The organism is Pseudomonas sp. GL_091, from assembly GCF_057837725.1.
The window spans coordinates 1823883-1838116 of sequence record NZ_CM174451.1 but is presented as its reverse complement, the minus strand read 5'-3'; the positions used below and the strand labels follow the sequence as shown (position 1 = coordinate 1838116).

General features: G+C 60.9%; 11 protein-coding genes. 5 read left to right on the top strand and 6 right to left on the bottom strand.

Annotated elements, in window-relative coordinates; translation table 11 throughout:
• The first annotated feature begins 130 nt into the window (after positions 1 to 130).
• The 3 genes from rdgC to sugE all read left to right on the top strand — a co-directional run bounded on the left by rdgC (position 131) and on the right by sugE (position 2623).
• Positions 131 to 1051, top strand: a complete 921-nt coding sequence (rdgC, locus tag AC3ITY_RS08450; RefSeq protein WP_413425272.1) for a recombination-associated protein RdgC — start codon at positions 131 to 133, stop codon at positions 1049 to 1051.
• A gap of 147 nt (positions 1052 to 1198) precedes the next feature.
• On the top strand, positions 1199 to 2164 hold the full coding sequence (locus AC3ITY_RS08445; protein WP_489308423.1) for a bile acid:sodium symporter family protein: 966 nt from the start codon (positions 1199 to 1201) through the stop codon (positions 2162 to 2164).
• A 144-nt stretch (positions 2165 to 2308) separates the two neighbouring features.
• Entirely contained in the window at positions 2309 to 2623 is a 315-nt protein-coding gene (gene sugE, locus AC3ITY_RS08440) for a quaternary ammonium compound efflux SMR transporter SugE (RefSeq protein WP_007977599.1), read from the top strand.
• Positions 2624 to 2762: 139 nt separating this feature from the next.
• Here the strand turns inward: sugE and AC3ITY_RS08435 are convergent, their stop codons facing one another.
• The 4 genes from AC3ITY_RS08435 to AC3ITY_RS08420 form a co-directional block, all read right to left on the bottom strand.
• A complete protein-coding gene (locus AC3ITY_RS08435; protein WP_489308422.1) occupies positions 2763 to 4637 on the bottom strand; it encodes an MFS transporter in 1875 nt (624 codons plus the stop codon).
• 96 nt (positions 4638 to 4733) lie between these two features.
• Positions 4734 to 5894 (bottom strand): TDT family transporter, encoded by a 1161-nt coding sequence (locus AC3ITY_RS08430; protein WP_489308421.1) that lies wholly within the window; start codon positions 5892 to 5894, stop codon positions 4734 to 4736.
• Between the two features lie 105 nt (positions 5895 to 5999).
• Positions 6000 to 6311: a cupin domain-containing protein gene (locus tag AC3ITY_RS08425; protein WP_489308420.1), complete on the bottom strand. Its 312-nt coding sequence runs from the start codon at positions 6309 to 6311 to the stop codon at positions 6000 to 6002.
• A gap of 48 nt (positions 6312 to 6359) precedes the next feature.
• Positions 6360 to 7550 (bottom strand): MFS transporter, encoded by a 1191-nt coding sequence (locus AC3ITY_RS08420; RefSeq protein WP_489308419.1) that lies wholly within the window; start codon positions 7548 to 7550, stop codon positions 6360 to 6362.
• Between the two features lie 148 nt (positions 7551 to 7698).
• Between AC3ITY_RS08420 and AC3ITY_RS08415 the strand changes: the two genes are divergently transcribed.
• Positions 7699 to 8235, top strand: coding sequence for a TetR/AcrR family transcriptional regulator (locus AC3ITY_RS08415; protein ID WP_347911305.1), 537 nt, complete (start codon positions 7699 to 7701; stop codon positions 8233 to 8235).
• A 229-nt stretch (positions 8236 to 8464) separates the two neighbouring features.
• A complete protein-coding gene (locus AC3ITY_RS08410) occupies positions 8465 to 11935 on the top strand; it encodes a hybrid sensor histidine kinase/response regulator (protein ID WP_489308418.1) in 3471 nt (1156 codons plus the stop codon).
• A gap of 48 nt (positions 11936 to 11983) precedes the next feature.
• On the opposite strand, the gene AC3ITY_RS08405 is transcribed toward AC3ITY_RS08410, so the two are convergent.
• The gene (locus tag AC3ITY_RS08405) at positions 11984 to 13348 is read right to left on the bottom strand and encodes a DNA recombination protein RmuC (RefSeq protein ID WP_223455966.1); all 1365 of its coding nucleotides are present in this window, start codon (positions 13346 to 13348) and stop codon (positions 11984 to 11986) included.
• Positions 13349 to 13523: 175 nt separating this feature from the next.
• Complete coding sequence (locus AC3ITY_RS08400; RefSeq protein ID WP_080925238.1) at positions 13524 to 13847, bottom strand: SEL1-like repeat protein; 324 nt, start codon at positions 13845 to 13847, stop codon at positions 13524 to 13526.
• Positions 13848 to 14234: the final 387 nt, after the last annotated feature.

Genomic DNA, 14234 nt, shown 5'->3' with positions numbered 1-14234 from the left:
AGCGACCCAACCTCTGGCAAGCACTTTTTAAAATAATTTTCTCAGGCCTTCCAAAGGCTTAGAGAAAGGTTGGCCTATGGCACGGCGAAGACAATAATGCCCCCCTTTGTATAAAGGAGAGACTCACCCCATGTGGTTCAAAAACCTGCTTATCTATCGCCTGACCCAAGATCTGCCTGTTGATGCCGAGGCGTTGGAAACTGCACTGGCCACCAAACTGGCGCGCCCATGTGCAAGCCAGGAGTTGACCACCTACGGTTTCGTCGCGCCGTTCGGCAAAGGCGAAGATGCGCCACTGGTGCACGTCAGCGGTGACTTCCTGCTGGTGTCCGCCCGCAAGGAAGAACGTATTTTGCCGGGCAGCGTCGTGCGTGACGCAGTCAAGGAAAAGATCGAAGAGATCGAAGCCGAGCAAATGCGCAAGGTCTATAAGAAGGAACGCGATCAGATCAAGGATGAAATCATCCAGGCCTTCCTGCCCCGCGCCTTTATCCGCCGCTCGTCGACCTTCGCCGCCATCGCGCCGAAACAGGGCCTGATCCTGGTCAACTCGGCCAGCCCGAAACGCGCTGAAGACTTGCTGTCCACCCTGCGTGAAGTGATCGGCACCCTGCCGGTGCGCCCGCTGACCGTGAAGATGTCCCCGACCGCGACCATGACCGAGTGGGTCACCACCCAGAAAGCCGCGGACGATTTCTTCGTGCTGGACGAATGCGAACTGCGCGACACCCACGAAGACGGCGGCATCGTGCGTTGCAAGCGCCAGGACCTGACCAGCGAAGAAATCCAGTTGCACCTGAGCACCGGCAAAGTGGTCACTCAACTGTCCCTGGCCTGGCAGGACAAACTGTCGTTCGTCCTCGACGACAAAATGGTGGTCAAGCGCCTGAAGTTCGAAGACCTGCTGCAAGACCAGGCGGAACAGGATGGCGGCGACGAAGCCCTGGGCCAGCTGGACGCCAGCTTCACCCTGATGATGCTGACCTTCGGCGACTTCCTGCCGGCACTGGTGGAAGCGTTGGGTGGCGAAGAGACTCCGCAGGGGATCTAAAAGCTTGTGATCTCAAATTGTGGGAGCGGGCTTGCTCGCGAAAGCGGAGTGTCAGTCGACATAGGTACTGACTGATACTCCGCTTTCGCGAGCAAGCCCGCTCCCACATTTGGTTTTGTGGTGCTACTTAATAAAAAGGATCAGGCCATGCGCGCACTGGCTGCATTGAGTCGTTTTGTCGGCAACACCTTCGCTTACTGGGTACTGATTTTCGCTGTCGTTGCGTTTCTGCAGCCGGCATGGTTCCTCGGCCTCAAGGGCGCCATCGTGCCCTTGCTGGGGCTGGTGATGTTCGGCATGGGCCTGACCCTCAAACTCGAAGACTTCGCCGAAGTCGCTCGCCATCCATGGCGCGTGGCCCTGGGCGTGGTTGCCCATTTCGTGATCATGCCCGGCGTGGCGTGGTTGCTCTGCCAGGCGTTCCACTTGCCGCCGGAAATCGCCGTCGGCGTGATTCTGGTCGGCTGCTGCCCAAGCGGCACCTCGTCGAACGTGATGACCTGGCTGGCCCGTGGCGACCTGGCGCTGTCGGTGGCCATCGCCGCCGTCACCACCCTCCTCGCCCCGCTGCTGACCCCAGCCCTGATCTGGCTGCTGGCCTCGGCCTGGTTGCCGGTATCGTTCATGGAGTTGTTCTGGTCGATCCTGCAAGTGGTGCTGCTGCCGATCGTGCTGGGCGCGGTTGCCCAACGGGTGCTCGGCGACAAGGTTCGCCACGCCGTGGACGTGTTGCCGCTGGTGTCGGTGGTCAGCATCGTGATCATCGTCACCGCAGTCGTCGCCGCCAGCCAAGCGAAGATCGCCGAATCCGGCCTTTTGATCATGGCCGTGGTCATGCTGCACAACAGCTTCGGCTACCTGCTGGGATACTTCACCGGGCGCCTGTTCAAGCTGCCTCTGGCCCAGCGCAAGTCCCTGGCCCTGGAAGTCGGCATGCAGAACTCCGGATTGGGCGCAGCGCTGGCGAGTGCACACTTCTCGCCGCTGGCCGCAGTGCCAAGTGCATTGTTCAGTGTCTGGCACAACATTTCCGGGGCATTGCTATCCACGTATTTCCGCCGCATGAGTGAAAAGCAGGATCGGGAAATGGCTGCACAGCAGGCGACTGACTGATCCGCGATCTTGATCCGCGATCTTGATCCGAAAACTTGATCCCCGGATCAATGCTGGGCACTATATTGCGCATCGCGAGGACGACCTCGCGGCTCGATCGAGTCATTAATCAGGGGACGACCCCGTCAGACGATGGAGGTCTTCATGTCCTGGATCATTCTGTTTTTCGCCGGCCTGTTCGAAGTGGGCTGGGCCGTCGGCCTCAAGTACACCGACGGCTTCACACGCCCGCTCCCCACTGTGTTGACCGTTGCGGCCATGGCTATCAGCCTTGGCTTGCTCGGCCTTGCAATGAAGGAATTGCCGCTGGGTACGGCCTATGCGATCTGGACCGGTGTCGGCGCCGTTGGCACGGTGATCGCAGGGATCATTCTGTTTGGCGAATCCATGGCGCTGGTGCGGTTGGCGAGTGTGGCGTTGATCATTTCCGGGTTGGTTGGCCTGAAGGTCAGCGCTTAACTTTCAGACCGCCATCGTCGGATCGCCGCCCGGAGACAAGCTCGCTCCCACAGGGATTGAAGGCGTGCCTACTGTGTGTGGCACAACACAAAACCTGTAGGAGCGAGCCTGCTCGCGAAGAGGCCAGCACAGCCACCGGCTATCTGACAGCCCCGCGCAACTCACCCACCATCGCCTGCAACTTCGCCGGCTCCACCGCCTCGAGCGCCACTGCCGGCCCTGCCACCAATGTCACCCGCGACCACAGGCGATGAAACAATCCCTTGCCCGGATCGCGGCTGAAGAAACTCCCCCACAACCCCTGCAAGGCCAGCGGAATCACCGGCACCGGCGTCTCTTCGAGAATCCGCGTCAACCCGCCCTTGAACTCATTGATCTCGCCATCGGCGGTCAATTTACCCTCGGGGAAGATGCACACCAGCTCCCCGTCCTTCAGATACCGGGCAATGCGCGTGAAGGCTTGTTCATATATCTGGATATCTTCCTGACGCCCGGCAATCGGAATCGTCCCCGCGGTACGGAAGATGAAGTTCAGTATCGGCAGGTTGTAGATCTTGTAGTACATGACAAAGCGAATCGGCCGACGTACCGCGCCGCCGATCAGCAAGGCGTCGACGAATGACACGTGATTGCACACCAGCAACGCCGCGCCCTCATCGGGGATCAAATCCAGATTGCGATGCTCGACGCGGTACATGGAATGGCTGAGCAGCCAGATCATGAAACGCATGGTGAACTCGGGGACGATCTTGAAGATGTAGGCGTTGACGCCGATGTTCAGCAACGACACCACCAGGAACAGCTGCGGGATCGACAGCTTGGCCACGCTCAGCAAGACGATCGAGACAATCGCCGACACCACCATGAACAACGCATTGAGGATGTTGTTGGCGGCAATCACCCGCGCCCGCTCGTTCTCCGCCGTGCGTGACTGGATCAGCGCGTACAGCGGCACGATGTAGAAACCGCCGAAGACGCCCAGGCCGAGGATGTCGAGCAACACCAGCCAGGCGTGGCCAAAACCGAGGATCTCGATCCAGCCATGGCCGGTGGCGCTGTCCGGGATTGAGCCGGAATGCCACCACAGCAGCAGTCCGAAAACGGTCAGGCCGAACGATCCGAATGGCACCAGGCCAATCTCGACTTTGCGCCCGGAGAGCTTCTCGCAGAGCATCGAACCCAATGCAATGCCGACCGAGAACACCGTCAGAATCAGCGTCACCACGGTTTCGTCGCCGTGCATCCATTCCTTGGCATAGGCCGGGATCTGCGTCAGGTAAATCGCCCCGACAAACCAGAACCACGAGTTGCCGACAATCGAGCGTGATACCGCCGGCGTTTGCCCCAGGCCCAGTTTCAACGTGGCCCAGGACTGGCTGAAAATGTTCCAGTTCAGGCGCATTTGTGGCGTGGCGGCCGCCGCTCGGGGAATGCTGCGACTGGCCAGGTAGCCGAGCACGGCAGTGCCGATGATCGCCATGGACACTACCGGCGCGTAATGCGCCGAAGACATCATGATCCCGGCGCCAATGGTGCCGGCAAGGATCGCCAGGAAGGTGCCCATTTCTACCAGGCCGTTGCCGCCTACCAGCTCATCTTCATGCAGGGCTTGTGGCAGAATCGAGTACTTCACCGGCCCGAACAGCGCCGAGTGGGTGCCCATGGCGAACAGCGCCACCAGCATCAACGACAAGTGATCGAACATAAAGCCGACCGCGCCGACCGCCATGATGGCGATTTCCCCAAGCTTGATCAGGCGGATCAACGCGTCCTTGGCGAACTTTTCCCCGAATTGCCCGGCCAGGGCCGAGAACAGGAAAAACGGCAGGATAAACAGCAGCGCACACAGGTTGACCCAGATCGAGCGGTCACCTTCGATGGTCAGCTTGTACAAAATGGCGAGGATCAACGACTGCTTGAACACGTTGTCGTTGAACGCCCCGAGGGACTGGGTGATGAAGAACGGCAGGAAGCGCCGGGTGCGCAGCAAGGTGAACTGTGAGGGGTGACTCATCTTCCATGTGTCCCTGATGTTAGGTAGCGAGTGGCCTGGATTCTTATTGGATTATCAAAAGTCGATCCAGGCCACACCTTACCTAATCTTTGCCGGTTATTTCTTCAATCCGGCAATGCACGGCGAGACAAACAGCTCACCACGCCAGGCACCCAGCACCGTACGCTTGCCGACGATCAGCCACATCACCGCCAGCAACGCCACCAGCACGCAGCCAAACACACTGAAGAACATCAGGTTCAAGGTACTGGCCAGCTTCAACGTCGCCAGGGAATAGACGCCCAACGGAAAAGTGAAGCCCCACCAGCCGAGATTGAAAGGAATGCCGGCGCGCAGGTAGCGCACAGTGATCAGCAACGCCATCAGCATCCACCACAGGCCGAAGCCCCACAGGGTGATGCCGGCCACCAGTCCCAGTCCTGCAGCAATCTCACCGACTCCCGGCATACCGTTGGCCGCGAAAATCAGCGGTGCATCGCCGCCCAGTACCAGCATGCCCAACGCACCGGTGCCGATCGGGCCAAGGGCCAGCCAGCTCGAGGCGGCCATGTTTTCGTGGGGCAGTTTATGCAGGGCCATGCGCAGCAACAGAATGGTCAGGATGCTGAAGGCCACCGGCAGGGAAAAGGCCCAGAGCACGTAGCTGGTCACCATTACCACCAGTTGCGAATGAGCTTCGGCCAAATGCGGCGCCAACAGCCCCCCGCTGGCGGCCGCCACTTCTGCCGCGACCACCGGCAACAACCAGACCGCTGTCATCTGGTCGATGCTGTGCTCCTGACGGGTGAACATCATGTAGGGAATCAGCACGCCGCAGGCCAGCGACATCGCCACATCCAGCCACCACAGCACCTCGGCGAGGTGAATCACACCGTCGCCCCAGCGCGGCAGGCCAAACACCAGGAAGCCATTGATGATGGTCGCCAGGCCCATGGGGATGGTGCCGAAAAACATCGAAACCGTGGAGTGGCCGAAAATCCGCCGCGCTTCGTCGAAAAACAGCACCCAACGCGCCGTGTATACCGCCGTAAACAGCAGGAACAGTGCGATATTGAACAGCCAGAGGGCTTCGGCAAAAGCGTGCAAGGCGGGTATGGCGGGTATGGCGACCGGCAATTGCACCAGTGCCAACGCCAGCACGCCAGTGCCCATGGTGGCCGCGAACCAGTTGGGGGTGAACTGGCGGATCACCTCGCGGGGATGCTGCAAATGGCTGAAAGGTTTGATTCCGGGCTTGATGCTATTGGCGCATGTCATGGCGAACTCCTGTCCTCTCGTGAGGTAGGGCCCATGTTAGATCCGAATCGAATATCTATATAACGGGTAATATCTCTATATCTTATCGATATAGCCTATATAGAATCAGACACTTCCTTCCGATTCGACCACCAATATCCGAGCCGGCCCTACAGGATGCGCCACATGCTCAGTGCCAACCGAGGCATAAAAAATATCACCGACCTCCAGCAAAACTTCCCGCTCCACCCCCTCTTCGCGATAACGCATCCGCACCTGGCCATCGAGCACCACGAACACTTCCTCGCCATCGTTGACGTGCCACTTGTAGGGTTGATCGGTCCAGTGCAGCCGCGTGGTGATGCCGTTCATGCTGGCGATGTCCAGCGCGGCCCAGGCACGCTCGCCAGTGAACGATTTGCTGCGGATTATCTTCATGGTCCGATCCTTCGAGTGAGCTGAGTGGGTGCCAAGGCTAACTCAATTTTACCGGTTGACCTCGCAGACTCTGGCCGAACGTGATCGCAGTAAACCCGCCATTGCACTGAGGGCCAGCACCATCAGCACCGCACCATAGCCATCGGTGGTTGCCACCAGACCAAAGGTCCGCGCCAGGTTCCCGGCCAGCAGCGCCGGAAGGCAGAACGCCAGATAACTCAACGCGTAATACGCCGACATCAACCCGGCGCGCTCATGGGGCAAGGCCAGCGGCACCAGACTGCGCACCGCCCCGAGGAAACCGGCGCCGAAGCCACAACCGGCGACCAGCGTGCCGAGGAAAAACAGGGGCAAACTGGCGCTGTGCACACCCAGTAAAATCAGGACGACTCCCGCCGGCAACGAACTGGCGCCCAGTTGCAGCGCCTTGGTCGCAGCCTGATTGCGCAGTGTGTAAATCATCAGGGCACCGGTCACCGTCAATGCGGCGACGGTCGCCCCGCCAATCAGGTTCGAGATCGAACCGGTCGCCGTGCGCACCAATGAAGGTGCCAGCGACGCGTAAAATCCGCCCAGCGCCCAGGTCGCCGTGTTGAGCGGCAACACCCGCCATAACGTCGCACGCGCCTGGACCGGCACATGCAGGGTGGGTCGCAATGATGCCCAAGCCCCGGACTGGCGCGTGACGCTCTCCGGCAAACGCCAGACAAATACAGCCTGCATCGCGAACAGGACAAGTAGCAGCCAATAGGTCAGGTGCAACGGCGCCGGGGCAAATTCGGCCAGCAAACCGCAGCCCATTCCACCCAGAGCCATGCCGAGCAAGGGCGCGACGCTATTGACCAGCGGGCCTTGCTGGCGATCGGTGTCCAGCAAGGTTGCACTCAACACGGCAGTCGCCATGCCGGTGGCAAACCCTTGCAACACCCGGGCACTGATCAGCCATGCAACGCTGTCGGCGTAGATAAACAGCAACATCGCCAGGATGTTCAGCATCACTGCCGTAAAAATCACCGGTTTGCGCCCCAGGTAATCCGACAGCGAGCCGACCGACAGCAACGCCGCCAACAGGCTGAGGGCGTAGACGCCGAAAATCAGGGTCAAGGTCGCTGCCGAAAACTGCATCTGCTCCTGATACAGGTGATACAGCGGCGTCGGCGCAGTGGAGGCCGCCAGGAAACTGAGCAAGGTAACGGCCAGAAACCACAGGCTGGCACGATTTGAATGAGAACCGGGCATGGACACACTCCGCAAAAGCTAATTTTTTGCTTTTGCGGAGTGTGCTACTGGATCCCTCTTAAAGCAAATTCTTTGTGTTAAGGTCCGATGCATGGCTTTCAGGACCGGATGCCAGCCGCAAGACCCGCTGCAATACAGGAAACACAAGATGACCGCTCCCACATTACGCCCCGGTGGCCGCAGCGCCCGGGTACAAGAGTCGATTCATTCGGCCGTGCGCCAACTCCTTGAGGAGCAGGACCGCGCCAGCGTGACGGTGCCGCAAATTGCGGCGCGCGCGGGCGTCACGCCGTCCACTATCTATCGACGCTGGGGCGATGTGTCGGCGCTGCTGGCCGATGTCGCCCTCGCCCGCATGCAACCCGACAACGAGCCGGCCAACACCGGTAGCCTTCACGGCGACGTGCGGGCCTGGGCCGAGCAGTACCTGGACGAGATGAGCTCCGAGCCCGGCCGCAACATGCTGTGCGATGTGCAGGCGGCGCTGAAACCGAGTTACTGCGCGACCATCATTGGTGGGCAGCTGCAGACGATTCTGGATCGCTATCCGGATCAGCCCAAGCCCAGTGTCGATCGCCTGATCAATCTGATCGCCGCGCCGACGGTGTTTCGCATCCTGTTTGCCGAGGCGCCGCTTGAGGTTGAGGAGTTGCACCGGTTGATCGAGATCGCATTCAGTCAGTGAGGCCCCCATCGTCGGAACGCCGCCCGGACCAGGCTCGCTCCCACATTTGCGCTGTGTTCGCCGCCCTCTGTGGGAGCGAGCCTGCTCGCGATGGGGCCAGTCCAGACACTGAGAATCAACCTGCGACACCCCGCCACGCCACGACCTTGGTCGACACTGACTAACGCTGGCGGTCGTGCGAGACTGTCTGTCCGGGCGGGAGCCCGGGTGTCTTTTGTCTGGAGTCCCCATGTCGCTGTCCACCGGGCTGATTGCCGCCGTCGCCCTGGCCTATATGGCCATCATGTTCGCCATCGCCTTCTATGGCGACCGTCGCAGCGCGCCCTTGCCGCCGCGTGTGCGGGCCTGGGTGTACAGCCTGTCGCTGGCGGTCTATTGCACCAGCTGGACCTTTTTCGGCGCCGTGGGCCAGGCCGCCGAACAGCTCTGGTCGTTCCTGCCGATCTACCTCGGGCCGATCCTGTTGCTGGTCGGTGCGCCGTGGGTCCTGCAAAAAATGGTGATGATCAGCAAACAGGAAAACATCACCTCGATCGCCGACTTCATCGCCGCACGCTATGGCAAATCCCAGTCGCTGGCGGTGGTGGTGGCGCTGATTTGCCTGGTCGGAGTGTTGCCCTACATCGCGCTGCAGCTCAAAGGCATCGTGCTCGGCGTGAACCTGCTGATCGGCGCTGGCGCCGACGCCATGGGCACCCGTGCCCAGGACACCGCGCTGATTGTGTCGCTGGTATTGGCGCTGTTCACCATCGTCTTCGGCACCCGCAACCTCGACGCCACGGAGCACCACCGCGGCATGGTGCTGGCCATCGCCTTCGAATCGTTGGTCAAGCTGTTCGCGTTTCTCGCCGTCGGCGCCTTCGTGACCTACGGTCTGTACGACGGTTTCGACGATCTGTTCGACCAGGCCATGCTCGCGCCGCGCCTCGAACAGTACTGGAAGGAAACCATCAACTGGCCGTCGATGGTGGTGCAGACCGGTGTGGCGATGATGGCGATCATTTGCCTGCCACGGCAGTTCCACGTGACCGTTGTCGAGAACATCGACCCTCAGGATCTGCGCCTGGCCAAGTGGGTATTCCCGGCCTACCTCGCCCTCGCCGCATTGTTTGTCGTGCCGATCGCCCTGGCCGGTCAGATGATGTTGCCCAGCTCGGTGTTACCGGACTCGTTCGTCATCAGCCTGCCCCTGGCCCAAGCGCATCCGGCGCTGGCCCTGCTGGCATTTATCGGTGGCGCATCGGCGGCCACCGGCATGGTGATCGTGGCCAGCGTGGCGCTGTCGACCATGGTGTCCAACGATATGCTGTTGCCCTGGCTGCTGCGTCGCAACAATGCCGAACGCCCGTTCGAAGTGTTCCGCCAGTGGATGCTGTCGGTGCGCCGCGTCAGCATCGTGGTCATTCTGCTGCTGGCCTACGTCAGTTATCGCCTGCTGGGCTCGACCGCCAGCCTGGCGACCATTGGCCAGATCGCCTTCGCCGCCGTAACCCAGCTGGCCCCCGCCATGCTCGGTGCGCTGTACTGGAAACAGGCCAACCGCCGCGGTGTTTTCGCTGGCCTCGCCGCAGGCACCTTCCTGTGGTTCTACACCTTGATCCTGCCGATTGCCGCCCTCAGCCTCGGCCTGTCCTTGAGCACGTTCCCGGGGCTGGCCTGGCTGCACAGCAATCCGCTGAACCTGCCGATCACTCCGCTGACCCAGGGCGTGGTGCTGTCGCTGGCAGGCAACTTCACGCTGTTCGCCTGGGTCTCGGTGCTGTCGCGCACCCGGGTTTCCGAGCACTGGCAGGCGGGCCGCTTCATCGGCCAGGAAATCAGTGCCCGCCCCAGCGCACGCTCGATGCTTTCAGTGCAGATCGACGACCTGCTGCAACTGGCGGCGCGCTTTGTCGGCGAAGAACGCGCCCGTCAAAGCTTCATCCGCTTTGCCTATCGCCAGGGCAAAGGCTTCAACCCGAACCAGAACGCCGACAGTGAATGGATCGCCCATACCGAACGCTTGCTGGCCGGTGTACTCGGTGCCTCTTCGACCCGCGCGGTGGTAAAAGCCGCCATTGAAGGGCGGGAGATGCAACTGGAAGACGTCGTGCGCATCGCCGACGAAGCCTCGGAGGTACTGCAATTCAACCGTGCCTTGTTGCAAGGCGCCATCGAGAACATCACCCAGGGCATCAGCGTGGTTGACCAGTCGCTGAAACTGGTGGCCTGGAACCGTCGATACCTGGAGCTGTTCAACTACCCCGACGGCTTGATCAGCGTCGGCCGGCCCATCGCCGACATCATTCGCCACAATGCCGAGCGCGGCCTGTGTGGCCCCGGCGAAGCCGAAGTGCACGTCGCTCGCCGTCTGCACTGGATGCGTCAGGGCCGCGCGCATACCTCCGAGCGCTTGTTCCCCAACGGCCGGGTGATCGAGCTGATCGGCAACCCGATGCCGGGCGGCGGCTTCGTCATGAGCTTCACCGACATCACCGCGTTCCGCGAAGCCGAACAGGCGTTGACCGAAGCCAACGAAGGCCTGGAGCAACGGGTCACCGAACGGACCCACGAACTGTCGCAGCTCAACGTTGCCCTGACTGAAGCCAAGGGCACCGCCGAGGCCGCCAACCAGTCGAAGACCCGTTTCCTCGCGGCCGTCAGCCATGACTTGATGCAACCGTTGAATGCGGCGCGGCTGTTCTCCGCCGCCCTCTCCCATCAGGACGATGGTTTGTCCGGCGAAGCGCAGAAACTGGTCGGGCACCTGGACAGCTCGCTGCGCTCGGCAGAGGACTTGATCAGCGACCTGCTGGACATTTCCCGCCTGGAGAACGGCAAGATCAACCCGAATCGCCAGCCATTCGCCCTCAACGAACTGTTCGACACCCTCGGTACCGAATTCAAGGTGCTGGCGCAGGAACAAGGGCTGGAATTCCGGGTTCGCGCAAGCTCGTTGCGGGTCGACAGCGACATCAAATTGCTTCGACGGATTTTGCAAAACTTCCTGACCAACGCTTTCCGCTACGGCAAAGGGCCGGTGCTGCTGGGGGTTCGCCGGCACAGGGAAGCATTGAGCCTGGAAGTCTGGGATCGTGGGCCGGGTATTCCGGAAGATAAACGACAAGTGATTTTCGAAGAGTTCAAGCGCCTCGACAGCCACCAGACACGGGCCGAAAAAGGCCTCGGCCTGGGGCTGGCGATTGCCGACGGACTATGTCGCGTGCTCGGTCATACCTTGCGTGTACGCTCCTGGCCGGGGCGCGGTAGCGTCTTCAGCGTCAGCGTGCCGCTGGCCCGGGCGCAAACCGCAGCGCCGGTCAAGGTCGCCGAGCTCAATGGCAAATTGCTCAATGGTGCGCAGGTGCTGTGTATCGACAACGAGGACAGCATCCTGATCGGTATGAACAGCCTGCTCAGCCGCTGGGGTTGCCAGGTCTGGACCGCGCGCAATCGCGAGGAATGCGCCGCGTTGCTTGGCGAAGGCATGCGCCCGCAATTGGCGCTGGTGGATTACCACCTCGATCATGGCGAGACCGGAACCGACTTGATGGCCTGGCTGCGCACGCAAATGGGCGAGCCGGTTCCCGGGGTGGTAATCAGCGCCGATGGCCGGCCGGAAACGGTTGACCTGGTGCATGCCGCGGGACTGGATTACCTGGCCAAACCGGTGAAACCGGCGGCGTTGCGGGCGTTGTTGAGCCGGTATTTGCCGTTGTAACGCGGTTCAACACAGCCCCCTCGCCACAAGGTCCACGCTCGCCCGGGGCTACTCCGGCAACTCGACCAGCCCATCCACATCGGTCATCGCCCGCTCCAGCAAGTCCGCCGGCAGGCTCTTGCTCGCCCGCGCGCCCAGCAGCTTGAGTTGCTCACTGCGACTGACCAGGTTGCCACGTCCCTCTGTCAGCTTGTTGCGTGCCGAACTGTAGGCCTTGTCCAGTTGTTGCAGGCGATTGCCGACTTCGTCCAGATCCTGAATGAACAGTACGAACTTGTCGTACAGCCACCCGGCCCGCTCGGCGATTTCCCGGGCATTCTGGCTCTGGCGCTCCTGCTTCCACAGGCTGTCGATGACACGCAGGGTCGCCAGCAACGTGGTCGGGCTGACGATCACGATGTTGCGGTCGAATGCTTCCTGAAACAACGTCGGCTCAGCCTGCAACGCGGCAGAAAACGCCGCCTCGATCGGCACGAAGAGCAACACGAAATCCAGGCTGTGCAAGCCATCGAGGCGCTTGTAATCCTTGCCGGCCAAGCCTTTGACGTGATTACGCAACGACAGCACGTGCTGCTTGATGGCGATCTGGCCGATGGCCTCGTCCTCAGCCGCGACGTATTGCTGATAGGCCGTCAGGCTGACCTTGGAATCGACCACCACCTGTTTGTCGCCCGGCAGATAAATGATCACGTCCGGCTGGAAGCGCTCGCCATCCGGCCCCTTGAGATTGACCTGCGTCTGGTACTCGCGGCCCTTCTCCAGCCCCGCATGCTCGAGCACGCGCTCAAGAATCAGTTCGCCCCAATTGCCCTGGGTCTTTTGCCCTTTCAAGGCGCGTGTCAGGTTGGTGGCTTCATCGCTCAAGCGCAAATTCAGCTGTTGCAGGCGCTCCAGCTCCTTGGCCAGGGAGAAACGCTCACGAGCCTCGTTCTGATAGCTTTCCTCGACACGCTTTTCGAAGGACTGGATGCGTTCCTTCAATGGATCGAGCAACTGCCCCAGGCGCTGCTGGCTGGTTTCGGCAAAGCGCTGCTCGCGCTCATCGAAAATTTTCCCCGCCAGCTCGGCGAACTGCGCGCGCAACTCGTCCCGCGAACCTTGCAGGTCGTTGAGGCGTTGCTGATGACTGTCCTGTTGCTCGCGCAATTCGGCGTTTAGCGACGCTGCCTGGGCATCCAGACGGCGCAATTCGGCTTCTTTGCCGGCGCGTTCGATATTCCACGCATGGGAGGCGTCCCGGGCGTCGTCGCGCTCGATCTGCAACAGTTCGACTTCACGACGCAGCGCAGCCAGATCAGCCTGTTTGGCGGCGTTGGCCTGGGTCAGGTCAGCCGCTTCATCGCGGCTGGATTCGAGCTGGGCATTCAATCCGTCCTGCGCCAGTTGCGCCATGGCCAGGCGTTCTTGCAGCAGCGCGACATCGGCTTGCGTGCTGCTGGCTCGACGCTGCAGTTGCCAGGCCAATACCAGCAACGGCAACGCAGCCGCTGCCAGACCCAGCAATACGCTGGTCAAGTCCATTGCCATAGCCACTCCTGCCATTCGGATAAAGCCTGAAGGTTAACCAAGGCGTCCGGTCTTGGACAGCTCAGTCTTCGATCAGCCCCAGTTCCTGTTGAGCGCGGTGATCGCCTGCCCGAGCGGCCTGACGCAACAGGTCCTGACCGATCCGGCGGTCCCGGGCATTCCCGCATTCGCGGCACATCAACTGGCCAAGGCGACTTTGCGCAGCCACTACGCCTTCACGGGCCGGTTGCTTGAGCAGACGTCCGGCGATGTGTTTGACGTTACGGTTTTCGCCCAGATGCGGACTGTCCAACAGCCACTCCGCCACGCGCATGGAAAAGCGCTTGGTAGGGGCAACAGAGGGTGGTGTGGAGGAAGAGGAAACGGATGCTGAGCGAAACTTCATAAAGCACTGTGGGGCAGATCGGAAGGCGCGCAACTTTACTCTCTTTTTCTTACAGGTAAAGCTGAAAATATCCCGGCACGCCCGTCCTAGAGCAAGCGCTCGGGACAATCCACAGAAGCTGTGGATAACTCAGTGGACAACCGCCCTTCAACTCGCTCAAAGCCCTGTGGAATGGGGCTCGCAGTCAAACTGACGATTTTTTCACCAGTAAAAAAAAGCGATGTTTTTCATTGACTTAAATTTTGGATACAGGCAGTCACGACGCTTGAACGTGAGATGACAGCGGGGTGACAGAGTGCGCAACTAATGTGCACAAGTGCCTTTACGACGGTTATATCGATGCACTTTTTCGGCGCATTTTTTGTCGTGCCTGGGGATAAGCCCTGG